The organism is Fulvivirga sp. M361, from assembly GCF_007097395.1.
In the GTDB taxonomy this organism is placed as follows: Bacteria; Bacteroidota; Bacteroidia; order Cytophagales; family Cyclobacteriaceae; genus Fulvivirga.
The window spans coordinates 147,592-169,257 of record NZ_VKDC01000010.1; the positions used below are offsets into that span (position 1 = coordinate 147,592).

A 21,666-nucleotide genomic window follows, 5' to 3' on the forward strand; every position below is an offset into this window, starting at 1 on the left:
ATCTACGTTATTCGTACCTTAATAAGTGCCCCTGAAACCATGATCAAACCGCGCGCCTTTGCCATCGGTTTTAAGTGGAATTTGCATGCCCCCGGTTTCATCCAGCCATTTGAACAAGTCCTGACGGAGTTCTTTGGCCAGCTCCTTATGATCTGCACTACGGATAAGGTTGTTCATCTCCCATGGATCATTTTCCAGATCGTACAATTCGTTGACGTCCCAGATACCATAATAGCGAATGAATTTATATTTATCCGTTCGCACAGCATGCACCGTAGGCGTCTGTGGAAATGGGCGCTCCCAGAAATATTCGTAGTATATCCTGTCTCTCCAGGGTATATCTTCTTTTTTTAACAGAGGTACAAAAGACTGCCCGTCCATATTTTTTGGTTTTTCTAACCCGGCCATATCCAGTATAGTAGGGGCAATGTCAATGTTCTGTATGAGTTGTTTTACCTGTTGTGTCTTTAACAGGTCTCCTCCTCCATAGGCCAGCAAAGGAACACGAATGGATTCTTCATACGCATGCCGTTTATCGATCAGGCCGTGCTCTCCAAATGAAAAACCGTTGTCACCCATATAAAAAACGAGTGTGTTGTCCAGTAGTCCCTCTTCTTCCAGCTTCTTAAGCACACTACCGATACTTTCATCTATGGACAGTAGCGTCTCCGTATATCTTTTGTAGAACTCATCGAATTTCAACGCCCCGTGATACATATAATCTACGCCATGCCAGCTATAACGTTGTTTTTTCACCCATTCAGGCACATCTTCATAATTGTAGTCCTTTTCCTTTTCATCCGGGAACATGGTAGGCGGGTAAAAGGGGGATTCATTTTCATAGTCCTTTACATGACGCTGTGCCGGGGCAAATTCGGCATGCACGCCTTTATGCGATAAATACATGAAAAAGGGCTGAGTTTCATCCTGCTCGTCAAGCCAGTCGACAGCCATATCAGTCAGTAAGTCCGTGATATAAGTGCTGTCCTGGTAGGCTTTCTCCTGCCCGTTAATGTTCAGCAATGGATTATAATAAGCCCCTTGTCCTTTGAAGCTCACCCAATGGTCGAACCCTTTCCTGGGGTCTGCGTGATGCTCGCCCATATGCCATTTGCCAAAAAAGGCCGTCTTATACCCGCCGGACTGCAGGTACTCAGGGAAAAACCGGGTAGTATCTGACACCAGGGATTGGTTATCGATCACCTGGTGGCGATGAGAAAACTGGCCGGTAAGAATGGACGCCCGACTGGGGGAGCACAACGAGGTAGTGACAAAGGTGTTTTGAAAGTGGGTACCCTCCAGGGCCATTTTATCCATGTTGGGCGTTTTCAGGAACGGCACTTTGCCGGTAAATCCCATAAAGTCATAGCGATGGTCATCGCTCAGAATAAAAACTACGTTGGGTCGTTTGGGCCCGGCTGCATCAGCGGCCTTTTCTTTTTTCGGCTGCTTTTCTGAGCATGAGATCAATAAACCTATGACACAAGGAAGTATAAGGGTATTTTTAAAAGGTAAACGCATAATGGATCATGTTATGTCAATAATTCTTACTAAGGAGAAAGGGATGTGAACGTATTCCATATCCCTTCTCCAAAGAACATTCCTGTTAAGTGTGACCTTATTCAAACCTAACCTTGTGCTTATGATTATAGAGCAATACGAAGCACGATCAACCTACAAGAACGAATAGCATATTCAACCTAGTTGAAATCAAAGTCTGCCTCCAACCCTTCCATGGCATTAGGCCCTACAAATACTTTGAATTTTCCTGGCTCTGCCTTAAAGGACATATCACGCGTGTAAAAGCAGAGGTCTTCATAGGTTAGCTTAAAATGGACCGTCTCACTCCGGCCCGGTTTAAGGTTGATCTTTTTGAACCGTTTTAACTCTTTCACAGGCCGGGTCACACTCCCCACGAGATCACGTAGGTAGAGTTGTACTATTTCTTTGCCTTCATACCTGCCTGTATTAGTGACCTTAACCCGGACCGAAAGTGTATCGGTTCGGGCCAGTTCCTCCGTACTCAATGCAATATTTGAGTAATCAAAGGAGGTATAACTAAGGCCATAGCCAAACGGATAAAGCGGGTCATTGGGTATGTCCAGGTATTTACTGGTGTATTTATTAGATTCATCAAAGGGCCGGCCGGTATTTTTCATGTTGTAGAAAACCGGGATCTGCCCTACGTTCCGGGGAAATGTCATAGGCAGCTTTCCCGACGGAACATGATCGCCAAACAATACTTCAGCCATAGCTTTTCCCGCCATAGTACCCAAATGCCATGCATTGACAATGGCTGGAATATTTTCTTCCATCCAGGTCATGGATAAGGGCCGTCCCGCCATTACTACCGCTACCATGGGTTTGCCTAACGTGTGGACCTTCTCCATCAACAACTGCTGTGATTTCGGCAGCCCGATATCTGACCTACTGGCCGCTTCACCGCTTTGCTGGTAGTTTTCACCCAACGCCATAATGACAATATCTGCTTTGCTGGCAGCACGGACGGCTTCATCCATACCGGTCATATCGGAGTCACCGAACCCTGCCCCCGAAGCATAGTGGACAGTCACTTCCGGCGCTGTTTCTTTTATGCCTTTCAGTAACGTAACTACTTTAGAGGCATCTCCCGACATATGCCAGGTACCCAGCATATCTTTTTGATTATCTGCCAATGGGCCTATAAGCGCTATAGACTTTACAGACTTGGAGAGTGGCAACAGTTTAGCTCCTTTGACCTCCTCATTTTTTAACAGCACGATAGATTCTTTTGCCGAATGCAATGAATGGTCCATAAGTTCTTTTGAAAACAGTGTCTGTTCTTCACGTGCTTTATTGAGATAGCGGTACGGATCTTCGAATAACCCGAGTTTATATTTCATTTCAAGTATACGTCTCACACACTGGTCCAGCATGGATTCTTTTATTTTTCCTTCTTTGATCAGTTCAGGCAAATAGCGACTGTAAAGTCCTCCCTGCATGTCCATATCTACCCCGGCTTTGAACGCCAGCTCTGCCGCCTGCTTTTCATTTTCCACTACGCCGTGCGGTACCATCTCATTAATGGCCGTGTAGTCCGTAACCACGAATCCTGTAAACCCCCATTCATCTCTTAATATTTCTGTCATCAGGTATTTGCTACCGGAAGCCGGCACACCATCAAGCTCGTTAAAAGACGTCATAAAGGTGGTGGCTCCTGCATCCAACGCCGCTTTATAAGGTGGCAGATAGGTCTCGCGTAAAACACGATCAGACATATCTACCGTATGATAGTCTCTGCCGGCCTGGGAAGCCCCGTAGGCAGCGAAATGTTTTACACAAGCCAGGAGTGTGGAAGGGTCTGAAAGGTCATCCCCCTGGTAACCCTTTACTTTGGCAGCTGCAATCAACCCACCCAGGTAGACATCTTCGCCAGAGCCTTCTGCTACACGCCCCCAACGTGGGTCGCGCGAAATGTCTACCATTGGATTGAACGTCCAGTTCACACCCGCAGCTGTGGCCTCCCTGGCAGAAAGGCGCGCCGTCTTTTGTATAAGGTCCATGTCCCAGGAAGAGGCTTCTGCCAGTGGTATGGGAAAAGTGGTTTTGTACCCATGGATAACATCCAGGCCAAATAAGAGTGGGATCCCTAACCGGGTTTCTTCCACAGCCATTTTTTGAAGTTTTATGGCATAGTCCACCGTGTGGGCGTTGAACAGGTTGCCTGCCCGGCCGGCCTTCAATTCTTCCAGGTAATCGTCACGCAGTTGCGGGCCCGTCACTGCCCATCCACTGGTATACAGGGTAAGTTGACCTGCCTTTTCTTCTACCGTCATATCATCGATCAGTGAGTCGATAAAAGCGCTCATCTTGGTAGAAGGTTCAGAAAGGTCAGCAGATTTTGAGGTACAACCGAAGCTAACTGTTATGAAAAATATAAAATAATATATGGGATATCGGGAAGATTTTTGCTGGATCGATAACATAGAAAAGGTTATTTTTTTTGTGAAAAAAGCCAGGGTAAAAGCTCCGGCTCGCCGAAAGCTTTATCCCAACTATTATGGTTGGCTTCGGGGTATAGTGAAAATTTGACGTCCCCTCCTTTTGATCTGATGGCCTCTACCATTTGTTCTGATTGAATGGGAGGAACTACATTGTCTTTCGCACCGTGAAAAACCCAGAAAGAGACTTTTTTTGCATACTTTTTAACGCTTTCAGGGTTACTGCCTCCACAGATGGGTATGGCAGCCGCAAAGGTATTAGGCCGGCGACAGACCATTTCGAAGGTACCCATACCGCCCATGGACAACCCACCGACATACATTTGTTTTTTATCCACTACACCAGACGAAGTAAGAGAGTCCAGAAGCGACAGCGCTCCCTTCATGGCCGGGGTGGGCTTGCCGCCAGGATTAAAAGTAAATGACCGCTGCCCATCTTCAACTTTGGTCTTTTCCACGTTGGCCCAAAAATCTTCGGTAGCACACTGTGGCATAACTACAATAGCAGGGTATTTTGAGCGGTTCGAAGCATCCAGGAATAGTTTACTCCCATGCACCAATTGCTTCTTGTTATCATTACCACGTTCACCGGCCCCATGGAGAAAGAAAACCAGCGGGTATTTTTTCGAGGTATCAAATTCAAGCGGGTATAAGATGCGGAAGGGAATAGCCCCTCCCTTATACTGATGACGGGCTGATTTGAACTCTGACTTATCTTGTGCCTTCACTTTGCTGAAACAAATGCTTATGATGACGATAAGGAAAAGGTATTTATTCATAGGTGAAACCAAGTTTATTCAATCCATTTTTCACTTCCGGAGCAGACATAAAGAGCTTCCAGATAAGCCCTGTTCTCTGGTTTTCGATCATCACAGGTATAGGGCCCTGGTCTATAGCAAGGTACCGGGGTAAATACCATTTATGTTGAAAACTGAAAGCATCGTAGGGTCCGTACTTTCCTACAAGGGTATCTGCTTCCTGGTAAAGGAATTTTAGCATCTCTATACTCTCCTTAGGAGTATAGGGAAATGATGAAAGTGCAGCAGTGGGTGAAATAACGCCCAAATCACGATCTGGCCGGTGGGATGAATACCCTTTCATAGAATAACTTGAGGTCATGCCCCAGCATTTTTCACCATAGCCTTCATAATCATTCGGGTTTTCCACACAATGCCGGTAGTGTATCCTGGCATGGTTCTCATTCAGTTTCCAGTAGTCCCCGTATTTATCCTTCAGAGTAGTCGGATTCAATCCGAGGTAAGAATAATGCGCCCAAAACAACGGACCGACGGGAGAATCATTGGTCTCATAGTGATTCAATATAGTTCTTAGCCCATAGTATGTAGTGTCCCTGGCAATGATACCGTCTCTGGCCCACCCTTCATGATATACAGCCTCACTTACGGCATGCGTAGGAGAGGCAGCTGCCAGCACGTACATGATCAGGCACTCATTGTACCCGCGTACGTCAAAATTCATGTCCCAACCATAGTTGGGTGACCAATGCCAATACAATACATTTTCACCGTCACGGGTGTGCCAGTCAAATTCCATATTCTCCCACAGGGTGTTGATGCGTTTTATCAGTTCGGTCTCCCGGTCATCTTCTTCGTTCAGGTATTGGCGAACCGTTAACAGACCTGCCGCCAGGAAAGAGCTTTCCACGAGGTCACCACCATCGTCTTTCTTACTGAACGGTTTTACTTTACCTGTGGTACCGTCCCACCAGTGGGGCCATACGCCATGAAAAGTATCCGCTTCTTCCAGGAAGCCAACGATCCTTTCAAACCGTTCCAGTCCTTCCGCCCGGGTTACAAACCCCCGGTCAATACCTACCACCAGGGCCATTAAACCAAACCCGGAACCGCCGGAGGTCACTATGTTTTTGTCATGGTTAGGGTAAATATTATCCATGTGTATCCTTTCTCTGGCCATGCCACTGTTCGGCTCGGCACCCTCCCAGAAATACTGGAAGGTCTGGTACTGGACCAGGTTGAGCAGAGAGTCTGAGGAGATCACCTCACCCTGATCGTGGGAAGTATTTGCAGTACCTTCGGAAGTATTACAGGCATACATCCCCATACTTATCAGTAATAGGCTGACGCTGGAGGTGAGAGATGTTCTGATCTTATGTATCATATTTACAGGTTGGGTTTTTAGTTAAAAAATTTCAAATTTTAATTTTTCTAATCCGGCTGTTATTTCTTCATTGCTCATAAAAAGGTCCCACAGCAATGCCGTACGATGATTTTCTATCATTAGAATGATCGGACCCTGGTCTATGGCCAGGTAAGAGCTCGCAGTCCAGTTTTCGGTAAGGTTAAAAGCATCGTAGAAGCCGTATTCACCCCACAAACGGTCTCCCAGGAGATAATAAAAATGTTTGAGAGCAGTCATCGATTCTTCCGGGGTATAGGGCATCGCGGAGAGCGCCGCGGTAGGTGTGATCACGCCCAGGTCATTATCAGGAGCGTGGGCAGAATATCCCAAATGGTTATCACTGGCTGTAAGCCCCCAACAGGAGGAGCTGTATCCTACATAATTTAATGGGTTATCCACTACATAAGCCCTGTTGATCAAGGTATGATTAACATTCTGTTGCCAGTAATCAGCGTACTGATCTTTTAGCTTTCTGGGATCTAACCCCAGGAATGAATAGTGACTGAAGAATAAAGGCCCTCCAAGGTCAGGACCCAGTGGCAGGTCTGTAGTGTAAAAAGTCCCTCCATTGGCCATACCTCCGCTACGTGCCCATCCGTTATGATACACCTCAGCGCTAACCGCATGGGTGGGTGAGGCCGCCGCCAGCACATAAACGATCAACGATTCATTCCAACCCCTGATGGGAAGGTTTTTCTGCCACCCTGCATTGGGCGACCAATGCCAGTAAAGCAGCTCCTGTCCTCCCTGGGTAAACCAGTCCCATTCCACTTCTTCCCATAACCGGTTGATAGCAGTAATTATGTTTACTTCTCTCACATTTGTCTTGTCCAGGTATTGCCTTACCGTGAGCAATCCCTGGACCATGAAGGCCGTTTCCACCAGGTCTGCGCCATCATCATTGTTACTAAAAGGGATGGTTTCACCAGTAACGCCATCCATCCAATGCGGCCAGGCTCCATGAAACCGATTGGCGGAGCTCAAAAAATTGACGATGGTCTCCAGCCGGTCTATGCCTTGCTCACGAGTGATAAAACCTCTTTCGATACCTACTAAAACAGCCATCACGCCAAACCCGGAACCTCCTATGGTCACCAGGTTTCCTGAGGTATTGCGCTCACGTATCAGGCCGCTGTTGGGGTGGGCAAAATCCCAGAAGTATTTGAAGGTCTGCTGCTGGACCAACGTGAGCAATTCTTCGTCGGTGACTTCGGGAAATTTGAAGGTAGAATCCAGCTGAGTGTAGAAGTCAAAAGAAAAGCCGGAAAATGAGTAGTCCCTGGCATTGGTTAAAGTGGAGGAAATATCAAACTTATATTTAGTTAAATAGTCCATCTCCGATCCTGTGCTAACAATTAAAGATCTACGATTCTCCAATAAATCAAAGTCCAGTACTTCTGAAAATGTGGGTCTTTTTAGGGTAATTACTTCCGAAAAATCAGTGGATAGATCTAATTCTTCCGAAAAATCGATTTGAAAACTTGCCATCGTCGGTATATTTTGAGCGATAAGTGACGTATTAAAACTTTCCCCATTTAATAGAATACGTTCCACTTTTATTTCACCGTTAGCAGTCATAAATTCAAACGTTTTGGCAGCGAACTTTTCTGAGTTTTCCCCCATGAGTTGATCGGAAATGATCAAACGGTAGCTTGTCAGGAAATCCAACACATCATGGTCTATGGCTACCGACCTTTTATCAGATGAAAAAGTAAACGTTAGATCTATTTCTTTCTCGCCTTGCAACAGTGTGACAGCGCTTGCAACCGTATTCGTATCAATTTGCTGTGTGAATTTTACATTAATGGTCCTGTCAACTGGTATCAGGGTATTTTCATTTGAAGCACTGAGAGGTATACTCCCCACCAGAACCTGCTCAATTTCTATTTGGACAGATACCTCGGGTGATTCGTCATCGGAACATGCCAGATGGAACAAAGCAAAAACCACAACCAGTATTCTAACCATTTCCGAAAAATAAACTGTAGTTATCAAAAAATTCATTTTTAGCGTGGTCCTGACCCAGGTGGCTACAAGGACCAGGACCACAAACTAACTTTAAATCAGCCTGATCTTTTGATCAGGAATTAATCTATTCCATCATTTTTTGTATTTCAGTTTGTGGTAATGCCACATCAAAAATCCTTAACTCATCAATAAAGCTTTCATCTGACAGGTGACCCCATTCCACAAAGCGAGGTGATCCGGAAGCAATGGACAGCACATCACAGCCGGTCCAGTCTACGCCGGAAAAGCTTCCTTGCCTGGCCACTTCACCGTTAATATAGACCACACATTCGGTGGAAGAAATAGTGAAGGCCAAAAATGCCCAATCAGCATCAGCAGGCAAATCGGCAGCTTCACCACCGTCAAACCAGCTGTCCCCGGTCCCATGACCTACGTTTAATTTAAACCGTTGCTCTCCATTCGCATTTTCACGAAAAAACCTGAATCCATTATCACGGTTGTTCATCGGCGGGGTATCGTCAGGCGGGCCCATGACCAGGATACCTGCGCGGTCCGGAGAAGCATTTACTTTATACCAAAAAGTGGCGGTAAATTCGCTGTTTGTGAGTTCAGTGGTAGGAAAAGTCAAGTAAGAATCAGTAGTACTGGCCAATGCATTAGGTCCCGCTGCACTGGCATTTGCAAACCCCGGAGTCCCTACCTCAGTAGCCAATGTGCCACTTATTTGCTCTTTGTAGTCAAAGTTAAACGACCAGTAAGCTACCTGCCCGTCCGGCACATAGGGAGGTGGTCCAACGGTATTCAGCAACCTGTTTACTCCACTGAAGTTACCAGCCTCTGCTATTTTCCCTCCGTCAGTTGCCTGGATGTCTTCAGACAATACCAAATTATAAGAGCTATTGTTTTCCAGCATACTGGAAGGGGTAATGGTCACTACATTGTCAACCAAATTAATGGTAGTTGGGATCTCATCGTCTCCATCAAAAAGCTTTATACTTTCTGAAGTGATACTTGCTGCATCTACCGTCTTGGAAAAGGTAACCGTAAAGAAAACTTCTACCGGCACATCTCTTGCATCATTCGCAAGTGTGGCAGTAAAAACAGTGCCCGATCCAAAATCAACTCCTTCATATATAATCTCCGAGACCAACAAGGGTCCCGTATTAACTTGCACATCTTCTTTATCGCAGCTTACCATAACACTCATAGCAAGCAGTACAAATGATATTTTTTTTAGTACATTCATTTTTTAAGTCTTTTTATCCTCTAATTAATAGCCTGGGTTTTGCATCAATACATTGCCCGACAAATCAATCTCACCTTGAGGGATGGGTAATAATTCATGTTTCCCTACCGTATAATTTGTTTTTCCGGCAGCATGTAATACCTCGCGTGCTATGCCCCATCGTACAAGATCAAAAAAGCGCTCATGTTCCATGGCCAGCTCTATCCTGCGTTCGTGCTGTATGGCAAGCCTTAACTCGTCCTTATCAGTGGTAGTCACTTCCGGTAAAATGTCTGCCGTTCCCCTGGCTCTCGCTCGGATCCATTCTAATTTCTCCAGGGCCTCTCCGGTCTGCCCAAGCTCATTGGCCGCTTCCGCAGCCATAAGTACCACATCGGCATACCGAAGCAGCCTGATGTTCACCCAAACCCCGGCCTGTGCATTGGCGGCCAGTCTAAAAGCAGGATCAGTATATACTTTTTGGTTATACCTCGGATTAGGCAGGTCATCGGGTACCGTTTCTCCATATGGCGTGGTTTCCCCGGCAAATAAAATGGTAGCATCTCGCCTGGGGTCTCCATCTTCATAGGCATCTACAAGGTTTTGAGATGGCGAATTAAATCCCCAACCTAAGTTCCACTCTCCGGAGCCCCTTACACCTTGTACCTGGCCATATTGACTACCAAAATCATTGGTTTGAAAATCTGCATTACGTAATGCCTGCACTTCAAAAATAGAGCCGCTGTTATTCTCACCGTCTTCAGTAAAAATTTGATCGTAAGAAGTGTTAAGGTCGTGTAACCCTGACGCGATAACACTTTGTGCCAAAGGCAGCGCCTCTCCCCATCTTTTTTGGTACAAATACACCTTGGCCAGCATACCTTCTGCCGCTGACTTTGTTACCCTGCCCATAAAAAACTCATCCCAGCTTACCGGCAAGTTCGCTATAGCCTCAAGCAGGTCTTCTTCTATCAACTGGTAAATCTCTGCCTCTGAAGACCGCGGGGTTACAAAATCATCATCCACATCGATCACATTAACGATCTTAGGAACTCCACCAAAAGACCTGACGAGGTTGAAATACAGATAGCCTCTGATAAAGTGCGCTTCGGCCCGTGATGTATTATATTCTTGCTCGTCTAATTCATCTCTTAATTCTTCTGCCAGTTGCAGCACAAGATTCGCCTGGGCAATAGTTTCATAATGTGCACGATAAAAGCCTGATACCAGTCCATTGGTAGGTAACAGGGTAAAATCATCCATCTCTTTTTGTGCAGCGCCATCTGCCGGTGTACTGCCCTTATCAGCATCATCAGACCGAATACTGGTAATGCCGACGAAGGCAAAGGTATGCAGATTAAAGGCCCTCAGATCCGAATACATACCAAATACAAAGTTAGATAAGCCTCCTCCTTCAGGATAAGTATCTTCCGTAAACCTGCCCAACGGCTCTCTTTCCAGATAGTCTTCACAGGAAGTGACCAACGTACCCAGCGTCAATAAGAGAATAAATTTATGTTTTAAAAATTTCTTCATGACTTCGCTGTTTAAAAGTTAAGATTAACACCAAGTGTATAGGTAGCCGGCACCGGATAAACTCCATCATCTATGCCTGACCGTATGGGCGTACCTCCACTGACTTCCGGGGAGTAGTTCCTGGCTTTGTGAAACGTCAATGGGTTTTGGGCATTGATATAAACTTTGGCGCTGGTCATATTGAGTTTACTGAGTATGGCAGAACTCAAATTATATCCTAAGGATATGTTCCTGATCCTGAAGTAATCCCCTGGGTCCATGAAGTAAGTGGAATGTAGGAAGTTGTTGTTCCTCGTATCATCCATGATCGGTTCAGTATTGGAAGTACCAGGCCCTACCCATCGGCCCAGGCGCTCTTCTTCATAGTTAAGTATGGCAAAGCGTGACCGGGACCTTTCTCTATAAATATCATTACCCGCTACCCCTTGCATTTCAATATCCAGATCAAAATTTTTGTATGATATGCCAAAGGACAACGCATAGATAACTTCAGGAATTGGCGAACCGATGAATGTGCGGTCTTTTTCTGCGTTGAATACACCGTCTCCGTCTACATCTTTGAACCGTATATCTCCCGGCTCAGCCATGCCGGCCTGTGGAGACGCTGCGATCTCTTCTGCTGTCTGGAAAATACCTTCCTGCACCAATCCAAAGAAAGACCCTACCGTCTGGCCTACTTCGGTCACGGAGTTTTGACGAACAATCTGAAATGTTATATCATCTCCAATGGATGTAACTTCATTATCTACTGTGGTGAAATTACCTCCTATTCTGTATCTTACATCAGGTGTCAGGTTCTCTTCCCAGTTGGCACTTAGCTCTATGCCTTTGTTCACAATACTTCCCAGGTTCGTTAATAGGTTAGGCGCCGGACTTCCACTTGGAAGATCAACTAGTACCAGTAAGTCTTGTGATTCACGATTATAATAGGCAAAGTCTGCCGATAACCTTTCGTCTAAAAGCAATATTTCAAATCCTACATCAATTCCCTTGACCGTTTCCCATTTCAAATTGGGGTTGGCCAAATAGCTTGGAGCTACGGATGTGAACACGTTTTCACCAAATACGGCAGATTCTGCATTACTCAAAACGGGAAAGAAGCGATAATTACCTACTTTATCATTTCCTAATGCCCCCCATGATCCTTTGATCTTCAGAAAATCAACTAAGGGAATGTCTTTCATGAAACCCTCTTCTGAAATGACCCAGCCTACGCCTACTGAACCGAAGTTACCCCAACGTTCATTCGGTGAAAATTTGCTGGTACCATCCCGACGATACGTAAGGTTTAACAGGTATTTGTTTTGATAGCTATAGTTCAGACGCGCCAGGAAAGAAAGGAACGATTCTTCAGACGGCAAGTTTTCATTGGGGGTAAGGATCCGTTGCGAAGTGTTATCATCACCAATGGATAAATACCAAAAGTCTTCATCGTCGGGAATGTTGATAGGACTCGTAGTCTGCCTTGTGGCTTCAATTGTCAGTCCTTTAGAAGCATACCTGGAAATAATACCTCCTACTGCCGTTAGATCATGGTCTCCAAAAGTTTTATTGAATGTAAGGATATGGTCCGTTTGGTAAGTGGTGAATCTTACCATTTCCTGCCTTACACTTGTGACATCGTTGAACTGCGCGCGTTCATCGCCCGTACCTATTTCAAATATGGGCTGAAAGGCCCTTTCCTCATTAAAGCCCCAATCCCCATAGGCGGTGGACTTCCAGGTGAAGTTTTTCAAAAATTTTACTTCTACCCAACCTGAAGCCACAAACCGAAAGCCTTCGCTGATGGTGCGGCGATCGAAAATTTCTGTTAAGGCCACTGGGTTAGCCACCTGTGCTCTTTGAATAGTAGGTGTCGGGTTCCAATTGCCCTCTTCATCTGTTGGTTCTACCACTGGAGCAGCCCACAGTGCATTAGTAATACCGATGCGTGTAGGATTTCGCTCCCAACGGTAGCCGTTGATATCAGCTCCCACCTTCAGATGATCATTTATGGTCAATTCATCTCTTAGTCGAGCCGTATACCGGGTATACTCGTCGTACTTCTGGACACCATCCTGCTTCAAATAGCTGAGACTAAAACTGGCCTGGTTGTTTTCCGTCCCTGAACGAAAACTGATGCTATTATTCGAGATAAATCCTGTACGAAGTATTTCATCCTGCCAGTCCGTATCCGAATTACCGTATTGACTAAAATCAAAAGCCGGCCCTCCAAGGTTTGCCAATTGCTCATTATACAAAGTTTGAAATTCAGCCGCGTTGGTGAGTCCAATTCTTTCATTGACGCGTTGAAAACCGGCATAAGAGTTCACATTGACAGTAGTCTGACCTTTCTCTGCCTTTTTGGTGGTGATAATGATAGCGCCATTCGCCCCTTGCACTCCAAATACGGCAAGGGAAGAAGCATCTTTTAATACTTCTACTGATTCTATATCCGCCGGGTTAACAAAATCTATATTATCGGTGAATATGCCGTCAACAATAAATAGAGGTGCCACTCCATTAATTGAGCCCACACCCCGTATACGTATAGTAGGCGCAGCTCCGGCCTCGCCACTGTTAGTGACCAGCACACCTGACGCTTTGCCCTGAAGAGCATTTAATGCATTAGGTACAGGCTGTTCGGCAATATCGGTACCATCAATAGAACTGATGGAACCAGTCACATCACGCTTACGCTGTGTGCCATAACCCACCACCACAATTTCCTGGAGCTGGCTTACGTCCAGTACCAGCGCGACATCAATGACCGACCTCCCATTTACCCTTACCTCCTGGGCAGTAAACCCAATGTAGGAAAAGACAAGAATATCATCGGCATCTACTTCAAGGGAATACCTACCGTCAATGTCTGATGCGGTACCTTTATTGGAGTCTTTCACAAGAATATTCACTCCAGGCAAAGGATCCCCGTCACCTTCGGATACCACGCGACCCGTTACTATACTTTGTGCCTGTACCTGGCCAAAAATTAAGAAGTACAATGGCACAAATACGGTAAAGAACGATTGTAAAATTTCTTTCATACCATTTTAGTGTTTAGATGTTTGACTTGATCTGCCCGCTCACAAGGAGCGTGCAGGTAATGCTAATCCAGTATTTAGGGGGCAACAAGTATTGAAGGGGTATTTCTATTAAAACAACGCCTGAATGGCCCGTTTTTCAGAGGGTATTATGACGCTTTAATCACAACAAAAAAGCTCTTTCCAGTACTTTAAAAGTCCGAAAACGTTTGCACATATCGCTTTATTGGCAACATGTGTAATGGGACAGCTGAATTACCCGATCTCACTCAATTAACATGTGCTGAGAACAGGTTTTGTATGGATATTGGGGAGGTATCTCCATCGCCGTTTAGATAGATCTCTTCTATTTTCTTTTTAAAATTCCAGACTGTATTTCTTCTTAGTTGTAGCATTTCAGAAAGTTCATCCAATGTAAAATCATTGGGTTGATTATTGGTTACATATAAAATGTAAAACGCTTTTTCAATGGGGAATTTGATACGATGGAAAATGGTATTACTGGTAATTGATTCATCATAACCACACTTTGAGCATCTACGTGCAAATTTGGTATGTCCTTCTGAGAATTTCGTGTTATTGCACTTGGTACAATGGTATCCATTAGCCCATTTAAGCCTGTCCAAAAATCGGTAGCAGGTCAGTTGGTCAGGAAATATATTCCTGAACTGATCCAATGTCAGATTCTTGTTGATCAGCCGGTCACGAAGTACCTCTTTAATGTTATTTTTTAACTTCCAGTTATCCAGGTCTAACATAGAGTTGATCTTATTGATCTCTCTTGTCTGTTCGAAGAGCTTCTGGTTGGTTTCAGCCAGAAGAAGATTTTTTTCTTCCAATTGCCCGGTACGTTCTTTTATTTTTCCTTCTAATTCCTTGTTTACTTTATCCTTGAGCATCGCATTTTCCTGGTGCTGAATGATGGTCCTTTTTAATGCCCTGTCGCGATTAGACTTTAATATCCTCACCCTGTCACTAAGGGCAAAGGTCAGAAACAGCATTTCCAGCAGGAAACACACGTGAAGACTATAATAGGACAGTATAACAAAAGGAATAACAGACAGATACAAAAGTGCCTTTATTAAAAAGCCTAAGAACAAAATGCCATATGCTAAAACGAAAAACCGGGCCGGCTTATATCCTCTTAACCAAATGTATATACTGGTATAAAAAATAAGTGTCAGAGGTATTATCTCAATATTCCTATATTCAAAAAACTTATGGTCAAACAACAGTGCGTATAAGAAAACCACTGTCCTCAAAATAAGCGCCAGTTTCAGCAGTTTATCTAGTTTCGGTGACCTTACGGCAGTACTCAGAAAGCGCCGGGAAAACAATATAGACCAGAAGATCAAGGAAAAAAGAGCGGTCCCATAAGCAAACTGGTTCCATTGGGGAGAGTTAGGCCAAAGGTATTGGAACGCTATACCATCTACACACATCGCATATATGCCAACACTCAAAATATAGAAGGTATAGAATAAGTATTTTTCCTCTTTAATCGCGAAGAAAATGAGGAGATTGTATAACGTAATAATGAAGATCATCCCATAGAACAATCCATATAAGAAGTACTCATTCAGTGAATAGTGAATGAAACGGTTGACCGTCCTGAGGGCAATCCGTATATCGGCATAGGAGTGGGAACGAACCTTAAAATAAATATCTTGCCTGTCTTTCATCACCGGATTGATCAGCCATTCAAAATTTTTGTGTGATAATGCTTTTTTATCGAACGGGAAGTGGTCTCCTACCTCATCGCGGGTGTATTCACCATTATCTTTTGGAAAATAGGCCGTGATCTCATCAATAGTTTGATCGTAAAACTCTATGATCCACTGCTTTTCGCTGTTTTCACTGATCAACAGAGGTACTTTAATCCAATATGTACAGGAAACACAGTAGTCTTTAGGTATGAACTGTGTATAAATGGTAAATTCACCCTTCTTCTGAAGGATGTCTTCAAAGTCCATATTTCCTACACTGTCTACCAGGATAGGCAATGAGTTGATGGGCAACAAAACCTCATCAACAGAGTCGTCAACGTAAATTTTTTCTCTTTCCGGGTATGAAAATAGTGAGAATAAAAGAATATATGATAATGTATTGATACCGATCATAATTTTAACACTTTCGGCTTTACATCCCTCTAATTTACAGATAATTACGATCTGTAGCACGCAAAAATCAGAACCAGGAAAATGTTATGGTCAGCATTTTGTCAAGGTCAATACCCGATAATATTGGTAGATACCTTAGCAAAGCAAACCGCTACTACCCCTTTAGCAACTTTGCATTGATCCAGGATTCAAAATCCAGGTAGTCAAGTATATTGGACCGTTGCTTCTCCGAATGACCCTGAAAGAGTGCAGAAGACAATTTTTCAAACCTCTCTTTATATTCATACGGCAGAGATGTACTCAGCTGAGAGAAAAATTTAAGTAATACAGACTCAAAGGCGAATAACTTACTCCTTCTCTTTCTTAAAAATCTTCGGGTATTTTCCACTGCATATTTTAATAATGTGATATTCCCCAGCTCAAAATGGATCATTAAAAATAAAAATCTTGCATACGTCTGCAGATCCATGCGATCTGTTCCAAAATTGTCATTTATGATACGATTGATCCCAGTTAAGGATAATGAGTATTCTTTACACTGAAAATGAATGTAAGCAAATTGATAATAAAAAGACAGGAGATAATTGGTAGGGATAATATGAATGTCCAGAAAGCGTTGTATTTCTGACATTAGTGCTCTTGCCTTATCCCAGTCTTTCAGGTCCCGGTAAAGTTCAAGTTCAACGTTATAGGTTTTGATAAATATTTTTAAGGTGTATTGCTTTTGTTTCAAGTGATACCGCTCCGGTATCGTTCTGATCTTTTTCAGGACCTCCACCGCTGCCCCGGCTTCTTTGTTGTAAAGCATCATGCCCATCGAATTATTCAATGCCGTGACGTAAGCTGATGGGTCTTCTTCTATTCGAAATGGGACTGATTCCATTGTTTCAATCAAAGCATCTAATGCTTTCTGACCGTTTACAGGGTTTGAGGTCACTATATGTAACATATAGATGAGGTGATAATAGATAGTAAGTGCACCAAAGCTTTTAGCGCAACTATTATCTTGCAGCAGAGGATGGTCAAAATAGTCTAACATCGATTTTCGATCGGAAAAATCCTGGTCCATAACTTCGTAAAGTAGCCTATTATACTGGTCCAGGTTATTGAGCTTTTCCAAAGTCTGCTGTTCTCTGCTCATCACCTCTTTTATTTTCGCATGCGCAGATGTAGCATGTAGGGCACTTAACAGTCTTTTTTTCCAGCCGAACAGCTCTAAGAGCATGGTATAATTTTCATACTTCAGTGCTATTTTCTCAGCTTTTTTTATTCTATCTAAACATGGATCGTAAAGCTCTTTGTGAAAAAGAATTTCAATTTCAAGCAATAGGTGAAGAAGCTCAGACCTCTTTGTTTTTCCTTCATTGTATCCCTTGAGACTCTTAAGGATCAATTTCCCCAAGTAATTTTTTGTCACACTGATGTCAGCACAATTAAGTTGCCGTAGGTCCTTATCAGAGCCGTTCATCCTGGCTTCCAGGATATTAAAAAGTTCAAGGTACTTTTTATCCCCCTGCTGAAGTTCACTGAACAAGCGGAAATATCGCTTCTCGGCCTTGGTAAGGGACCCAATCATACTTTCCATTGCTCCCTTTTTTGCCATAGGATTTTAATTTATTCGCCTAAAAAGTCCTATTCTAGTTATTTATCATGCCCTCAAATATATTAATACTCTTTATAGGATTATAAGTTTTTGAATTTTTTGATAAGCATTTTGTTTAACCTTATTCTATCTTACACCGTCTATTGTTCAACAACGCGCGTAAATTGAATAGCTGAATAAGTCAGTCAGACTCAAAATTTTACATCACTATTAAACAACACGACTATGGCAAATGCAATTAATTGGTTTGAATTACCTGTGGCCGACCTGGAAAGGGCCAAATCCTTCTATGAAACAATACTGGATATAGAGATCAGTCTTACTGAAATGGGTCCAAGTAAGATGGGCTGGTTTCCCGGTGGGCCTGACCAGTCCGGCGCCACTGGAACCTTGATGAAATCCGAAGGCTACAAGCCTTCACATGACGGTACGCTGGTCTATTTTTCTGTACAAGATATAGAAGGTACTTTAGGCAAGATAGGGGCCAGCGGGGGTGAAACTCTCGTACCCAAAACCAGCATAGGAGACTATGGCTTTATTGCTCATTTCCAAGACACTGAGGGCAATAGGGTAGCATTACATTCTATTAAATAATTTTCAACTCAACTCTATTACAACATGGCAAATGCAATTAACTGGTTCGAAATACCAGCAAACAACTTCAAAAGAGCCTGCTCATTTTATGGAAAGGTGCTAAACCAGGAGATCCACGGACAAGAAATTATGGGCACGCAAATGGGCTTTCTCCATAATGGTCAGGATGGCGTAGGTGGTGCTGTGGTGCAGGGTGACGGCTACAATCCTTCAGAAGGAGGTGCATTACTCTATCTCAACGGTGGTACCGACTTAAGTGATTCTCTTTCCAGGGTGGAAAATGCGGGGGGTAAAGTATTACAGCCCAAAACCAAAATCTCTGACGAAATAGGATATATGGCAATCTTTTTAGATACGGAAGGAAATAAAATAGCTTTCCATAGCCCTTCTTGATACATCAAATCATACAGCCGCCCAAGATCTCACTCTGGGCGGCATTTTTAAAACATGCCCTTTTATGAGTTATTTCACTAAAGACTTTACGGCCTTTTTTAAAGAGCTAAAACAACACAATACAAAAGATTGGTTTGATGAAAACCGAAAACGGTACGAACAATCCGTCAAGAAGCCTTTGTATCGTTTTATAGACGAAATGATAGGACGTATCAATGCTGAAGAACCTGAGGTTACCCTTCAGGCTAAAGATGCTGTTACCCGTATAAACCGTGACATCCGTTTTTCTCCTGATAAAACGCCTTATAATACCCACATAGGCGCTGTGATCTCATCAGCAGGGCGTAAGGATAAAAGTGTGCCTGGAATATTTTTGCGCCTGGATACGGAAGGGGTACATGTTTTTGGCGGTGCACACGGCATAGATGCCAAACAGGTGGCCAAAGTCCGTGCAGCCATAGCGGCTGATCCTGAAAAATTTATGGACCTGATCCAGGATAAGGCATTTGTCGATAGGTTCGGAACGATCAAAGGAGAAGTAAGTAAACGGATCCCTAAGGAACTGGCGGAAGTCTCTGCGAAGTATCCTGTAATTATGCAGAAGTCGTTTTACTATGTAGGAAAAATTGCTTCCGGTAAAATTACCCATGACGATCTGCCGGAATTGGTTATGGAATACTGGTATACTGCCAAACCCGTGAAAGATTTTCTAACTGAGGCTTTAAATCAAAATTAAATGGCATTTGACGAATTTTTAGCTGATCGGGTCAGGACCTTAATACGACAGAAAAACGTAGTGTTCGAAGAAAAGAAAATGATGGGCGGACTTTGTATTATGGTGAATGATAAAATGTGTGTAGGCGTGATAAAAAATCAATTAATGGCAAGGATCGATCCGGACGTTTACGATGAGGTACTGGACACCCGGGGCAGCAAAGAAATGGACTTTACAGGACGGGCTATGAAGGGCTTTCTCTTTATTAAACCGGAAGGGATAGATATGGATAGTGACCTGGAATACTGGGTGGACCTTTGCCTGGAATTCAATCCAAAAGCAAAATCAAGTAAAAAGAAAGCGAAGTAAAACAGTCCTTTCAACCTTACGGTAAATCAGTCATTACCGGATCTTACGAATGATGGGGTTAAAAGCTTTGGAGGCCACTAATACCTGATCTCCTACGGAAATGTTCTCCAAATCACTTCCTTCTACAGCCACTTTCACAAGGTCTCTCCCTATTAGAATAGTAACTATGTACAGAAAGTCTTGCTTTTCAATAGACATCACTTCACCTGAAAACTGAAATTTGGCGCTTATGTTTTTACGGGTAAATATCTCCTTAGAATCACCATAAGCTATTTGCTTGCCATTATCGATGATCAACATTTTATCCGACATCTTTAAAATCTCTGAGATATCATGACTTATGAGCAATGTGGTGAGATCGTATTCACGATGTACCTGAATAATGTATTGCTGTAGTTTCTGCCTCATATCATAATCAAGCGCTGAAAGAGGTTCGTCTAACATAAGCACTTGCGGCTTACGCACCAAAGCACGCGCCAACGCCACGCGCTGTTGCTGCCCCCCGGACAATAAACCTGGCCTTCGATGCTGTAGATCACCAAGCTCTATAATATCAATAAGCTGTCTTATTCGTTTGCTATCCCCGGTTTTATCTTGTGCAAATAGCAGGTTCTCTTTGACTGTCATGTTTGGGAATAATGCATAATCTTGAAAAACAAACCCTACCTCACGCTTCTGCGGTGGTAAGTTTATCCCTTTTGTGCTGTCATACCATATTTTCCCATTTATGGTGATGTTCCCCTTCTCCGGAGTCATCAGCCCTGCTATCATTTTAAGGAGGGAGGTTTTCCCCGCCCCTGATTTGCCATAAAGTGTGGTAATACTTCCATGATCAATGTCCAATACAAGTTCTAATGCTGCTTCTACTGTGTCAAAAAGTAATTTTTTTTGTAAGGAAAGCTCTATCATCGTGTCAAACCCGTTATATCTTTCCCGTTAATCAGGTATACAATCAACAAAATAGTGAAGGTGATACTAAATAATATCAGGCTGTAGGTATTAGCACTACCATATTCCAGTGCTTCCACGGCATCATAAACCGCTACAGAGGCCACTTTGGTTTTCCCCGGAATATTACCGCCTATCATCAATACCACCCCAAACTCACCGATAGTATGTGCAAAGGCGAGCACTATACCTGTAAGTAAAGAAGATTTCATGTTAGGCAATAATACCCGAAAAAGCGTGGTGACCCTGGATTTACCCAATACGTAGGCAGCTTCTTTAAAAGAATTAGGCAAATTAACAAAACCCGCCTGAATGGGATGGACCATAAAAGGTAAGCTATAGATAACAGAAGCTACTACCAACCCTTCAAATGAAAAAGCCAATCGTATTCCAAGATAGTTATCCAACCATCCACCAAAGGTCCCCGAAGGATTGAAAGCAATAAGTAAATAAAACCCTAGTACCGTAGGAGGTAATACAAGCGGCATACTCACCAGGGTAGTTATCAGTGGCTTTAAACGGACTCTTGAAAAGGCCAACCAATGGGCTAAAGGTATAGCTATGATAAGTAAGATCAGCGTAGTAATGCACGCTAACTTAAACGTTAATATAAGGGGACTCCACTCTATCATACGGACAACATTATGTCACTGGTTTTAATCAATCCTGTGATAGGTGATCCTTTTTCCAGGTTGAGGCTTTTAACGGCTTCTGTGTTATTAATAACTGTTATTAGGCCTACTTCCGTTTCGAGTAATAGCTTACTCAACAATTCACCATATTCAATGGATCCGACGGTACCTTTTACCTGGTTCAAAACACTTACGCGATGCCCATCCCCTTTTCCCACGATCACTTCAGTCTCTTTAAAAACTACTTTCACCTGGTTGTTCACATGGAGATAGTCAGCTGTATTAGGTGTATCAATAACTACTGCTGATAAATAGGACGACCCCACTTTAACTTTAACAAGTGAAAGATGATCACTTACCGTGACATGGTCTATTTCTCCGCTCAGTGTATTCATCTATA

Annotated in this window: 17 protein-coding genes; 4 read left to right on the plus strand and 13 right to left on the minus strand. The window is 43.5% G+C overall.

Annotated elements, in window-relative coordinates; translation table 11 throughout:
- Nucleotides 1-18: 18 nt before the first annotated feature.
- From FNH22_RS13985 to FNH22_RS14030, 10 genes are all read right to left on the minus strand, one after another.
- A complete protein-coding gene (locus FNH22_RS13985) occupies nt 19-1,521 on the minus strand; it encodes a sulfatase (protein ID WP_143399021.1) in 1,503 nt (500 codons plus the stop codon).
- A gap of 179 nt (nt 1,522-1,700) precedes the next feature.
- Complete coding sequence (locus FNH22_RS13990) at nt 1,701-3,848, minus strand: glycoside hydrolase family 3 N-terminal domain-containing protein (RefSeq protein ID WP_255518054.1); 2,148 nt, start codon at nt 3,846-3,848, stop codon at nt 1,701-1,703.
- Between the two features lie 125 nt (nt 3,849-3,973).
- Complete coding sequence (locus tag FNH22_RS13995) at nt 3,974-4,759, minus strand: prolyl oligopeptidase family serine peptidase (protein WP_143399022.1); 786 nt, start codon at nt 4,757-4,759, stop codon at nt 3,974-3,976.
- The gene (locus FNH22_RS14000; RefSeq protein ID WP_221420274.1) at nt 4,752-6,119 is read right to left on the minus strand and encodes a glucoamylase family protein; all 1,368 of its coding nucleotides are present in this window, start codon (nt 6,117-6,119) and stop codon (nt 4,752-4,754) included. Before FNH22_RS14000 ends, FNH22_RS13995 begins: the two co-directional genes overlap by 8 nt.
- Nucleotides 6,120-6,140: 21 nt before the next feature.
- Entirely contained in the window at nt 6,141-8,144 is a 2,004-nt protein-coding gene (locus FNH22_RS14005) for a glucoamylase family protein (protein ID WP_255518055.1), read from the minus strand.
- Nucleotides 8,145-8,232: 88 nt separating this feature from the next.
- Complete coding sequence (locus FNH22_RS14010; protein ID WP_255518056.1) at nt 8,233-9,354, minus strand: LamG-like jellyroll fold domain-containing protein; 1,122 nt, start codon at nt 9,352-9,354, stop codon at nt 8,233-8,235.
- A gap of 24 nt (nt 9,355-9,378) precedes the next feature.
- A complete protein-coding gene (locus tag FNH22_RS14015; RefSeq protein ID WP_143399023.1) occupies nt 9,379-10,869 on the minus strand; it encodes a RagB/SusD family nutrient uptake outer membrane protein in 1,491 nt (496 codons plus the stop codon).
- 11 nt (nt 10,870-10,880) lie between these two features.
- The gene (locus FNH22_RS14020) at nt 10,881-13,895 is read right to left on the minus strand and encodes a TonB-dependent receptor (protein ID WP_143399024.1); all 3,015 of its coding nucleotides are present in this window, start codon (nt 13,893-13,895) and stop codon (nt 10,881-10,883) included.
- A 266-nt stretch (nt 13,896-14,161) separates the two neighbouring features.
- Nucleotides 14,162-16,012 carry a 7TM diverse intracellular signaling domain-containing protein gene (locus FNH22_RS14025; RefSeq protein WP_143399025.1) on the minus strand — a complete coding sequence of 617 codons (1,851 nt, stop codon included), beginning with the start codon at nt 16,010-16,012 and terminating at the stop codon, nt 14,162-14,164.
- Between the two features lie 154 nt (nt 16,013-16,166).
- Nucleotides 16,167-17,615: a hypothetical protein gene (locus FNH22_RS14030; protein WP_143399026.1), complete on the minus strand. Its 1,449-nt coding sequence runs from the start codon at nt 17,613-17,615 to the stop codon at nt 16,167-16,169.
- A 225-nt stretch (nt 17,616-17,840) separates the two neighbouring features.
- On the opposite strand from FNH22_RS14030, the gene FNH22_RS14035 reads away from it, so the two are divergent.
- From FNH22_RS14035 to FNH22_RS14050, 4 genes are all read left to right on the plus strand, one after another.
- Entirely contained in the window at nt 17,841-18,209 is a 369-nt protein-coding gene (locus tag FNH22_RS14035; protein WP_143399027.1) for a VOC family protein, read from the plus strand.
- A gap of 24 nt (nt 18,210-18,233) precedes the next feature.
- A complete protein-coding gene (locus FNH22_RS14040; RefSeq protein ID WP_143399028.1) occupies nt 18,234-18,602 on the plus strand; it encodes a VOC family protein in 369 nt (122 codons plus the stop codon).
- Between the two features lie 64 nt (nt 18,603-18,666).
- The gene (locus FNH22_RS14045; protein ID WP_143399029.1) at nt 18,667-19,338 is read left to right on the plus strand and encodes a DUF2461 domain-containing protein; all 672 of its coding nucleotides are present in this window, start codon (nt 18,667-18,669) and stop codon (nt 19,336-19,338) included.
- The gene (locus FNH22_RS14050) at nt 19,339-19,686 is read left to right on the plus strand and encodes a TfoX/Sxy family protein (protein WP_143399030.1); all 348 of its coding nucleotides are present in this window, start codon (nt 19,339-19,341) and stop codon (nt 19,684-19,686) included.
- A gap of 33 nt (nt 19,687-19,719) precedes the next feature.
- On the opposite strand, the gene FNH22_RS14055 is transcribed toward FNH22_RS14050, so the two are convergent.
- Genes FNH22_RS14055 through FNH22_RS14065 form a run of 3 tightly spaced genes read right to left on the minus strand, consistent with a single transcriptional unit; the run spans nt 19,720 to nt 21,661 of the window.
- Complete coding sequence (locus tag FNH22_RS14055) at nt 19,720-20,595, minus strand: ATP-binding cassette domain-containing protein (protein WP_143399031.1); 876 nt, start codon at nt 20,593-20,595, stop codon at nt 19,720-19,722.
- On the minus strand, nt 20,592-21,266 hold the full coding sequence (modB, locus tag FNH22_RS14060) for a molybdate ABC transporter permease subunit (RefSeq protein ID WP_143399032.1): 675 nt from the start codon (nt 21,264-21,266) through the stop codon (nt 20,592-20,594). The genes FNH22_RS14055 and modB overlap by 4 nt, the downstream gene beginning before the upstream one ends.
- A complete protein-coding gene (locus FNH22_RS14065; protein WP_143399033.1) occupies nt 21,263-21,661 on the minus strand; it encodes a molybdopterin-binding protein in 399 nt (132 codons plus the stop codon). The genes modB and FNH22_RS14065 overlap by 4 nt, the downstream gene beginning before the upstream one ends.
- Nucleotides 21,662-21,666 lie beyond the last annotated feature (5 nt).

What these genes read in the sequence shown, in the direction of transcription:
- FNH22_RS14020 (WP_143399024.1), bottom strand. Translation starts at nt 13,895, where the DNA reads ATGAAAGAAATTTTACAATCGTTCTTTACCGTATTTGTGCCATTGTAC.
- FNH22_RS14010 (WP_255518056.1), bottom strand. Translation starts at nt 9,354, where the DNA reads ATGAATGTACTAAAAAAAATATCATTTGTACTGCTTGCTATGAGTGTT.
- FNH22_RS14000 (WP_221420274.1), bottom strand. Translation starts at nt 6,119, where the DNA reads ATGATACATAAGATCAGAACATCTCTCACCTCCAGCGTCAGCCTATTA.
- FNH22_RS14025 (WP_143399025.1), bottom strand. Translation starts at nt 16,012, where the DNA reads ATGATCGGTATCAATACATTATCATATATTCTTTTATTCTCACTATTT.
- FNH22_RS14045 (WP_143399029.1), top strand. Translation starts at nt 18,667, where the DNA reads ATGAGTTATTTCACTAAAGACTTTACGGCCTTTTTTAAAGAGCTAAAA.
- FNH22_RS13990 (WP_255518054.1), bottom strand. Translation starts at nt 3,848, where the DNA reads ATGAGCGCTTTTATCGACTCACTGATCGATGATATGACGGTAGAAGAA.
- FNH22_RS14065 (WP_143399033.1), bottom strand. Translation starts at nt 21,661, where the DNA reads ATGAATACACTGAGCGGAGAAATAGACCATGTCACGGTAAGTGATCAT.
- FNH22_RS14050 (WP_143399030.1), top strand. Translation starts at nt 19,339, where the DNA reads ATGGCATTTGACGAATTTTTAGCTGATCGGGTCAGGACCTTAATACGA.
- FNH22_RS14030 (WP_143399026.1), bottom strand. Translation starts at nt 17,615, where the DNA reads ATGGCAAAAAAGGGAGCAATGGAAAGTATGATTGGGTCCCTTACCAAG.
- FNH22_RS14055 (WP_143399031.1), bottom strand. Translation starts at nt 20,595, where the DNA reads ATGATAGAGCTTTCCTTACAAAAAAAATTACTTTTTGACACAGTAGAA.
- FNH22_RS14040 (WP_143399028.1), top strand. Translation starts at nt 18,234, where the DNA reads ATGGCAAATGCAATTAACTGGTTCGAAATACCAGCAAACAACTTCAAA.
- modB (WP_143399032.1), bottom strand. Translation starts at nt 21,266, where the DNA reads ATGATAGAGTGGAGTCCCCTTATATTAACGTTTAAGTTAGCGTGCATT.
- FNH22_RS14035 (WP_143399027.1), top strand. Translation starts at nt 17,841, where the DNA reads ATGGCAAATGCAATTAATTGGTTTGAATTACCTGTGGCCGACCTGGAA.
- FNH22_RS14005 (WP_255518055.1), bottom strand. Translation starts at nt 8,144, where the DNA reads ATGAATTTTTTGATAACTACAGTTTATTTTTCGGAAATGGTTAGAATA.
- FNH22_RS13995 (WP_143399022.1), bottom strand. Translation starts at nt 4,759, where the DNA reads ATGAATAAATACCTTTTCCTTATCGTCATCATAAGCATTTGTTTCAGC.
- FNH22_RS13985 (WP_143399021.1), bottom strand. Translation starts at nt 1,521, where the DNA reads ATGCGTTTACCTTTTAAAAATACCCTTATACTTCCTTGTGTCATAGGT.
- FNH22_RS14015 (WP_143399023.1), bottom strand. Translation starts at nt 10,869, where the DNA reads ATGAAGAAATTTTTAAAACATAAATTTATTCTCTTATTGACGCTGGGT.